General features: G+C 37.1%; 1 protein-coding gene. It reads right to left on the bottom strand.

What is annotated here, in order from left to right:
• Positions 1–63: 63 nt before the first annotated feature.
• A partial coding sequence (locus tag A3739_RS30645) for an acyltransferase (protein WP_231876984.1) occupies positions 64–738 on the bottom strand: 675 nt, incomplete at its 5' end.

The raw sequence follows: 738 nt of genomic DNA, 5'->3' as shown, positions 1-738 counted from the left end.
CAGAAGATATTCTTCGTATATTGAAATCGAGCTAATGCTGACCGATACATATACACTGCAACTTTAGCCACTTTTTTTGTTAAACTTCAGCTCTATTTGCTCGTATGTAAAGTTCGAAAAAAACACAACAAGCAATAACACTAGAATGACGGCAACATTATTCTCAACAGGCCCACCAAAATTTAAACTTCGTTTTTCATCGACCATCGGGGCGAGCTCGATACCCGTGAACTTTTGAATCACCATTGCAAGAGAAATGACAATAAACAATACCCCAGCATGCGTCATATAAATTGAAAACGATCGCTTACCAATAAACTGAAATAACCGAGCTTTAAGTATTTTCGAGAACACTCCTGCTTCGAATGCAAAGCAAAAAACCGTCAAACAAAATAGTCCTGGAGCAATAATATTTTTGAATACAACGTCTGTCTGAGTAAGAAAAACAACACTAACGAGAAGCGCAAGCTCAACAAAACTAGCCAAAAACTTTGAGATTTGGGATTTGGGATTTGAGATTTGAGATTTTAAAAAAACAACATACGTCATCGCACCACAAAAAAAACAGAACAGCCCTCTCTGAACCTCTATAACCACTATATCTGATTCGCAATAAATCAAAATAAACGCCAAAAGAACAATCACAAACCAAGAACCGATTCTAAATGATCGGAAAACCGATATGAAGCGAACAACAATGCATACATGTAAAACTCTATGCTGATGCTCCACGACGGA

Source organism: Oleiphilus sp. HI0067 (assembly GCF_001635735.1).
Note: the sequence above shows the minus strand (reverse complement) of the source record. Positions and strands in the feature narration are given on the sequence as shown.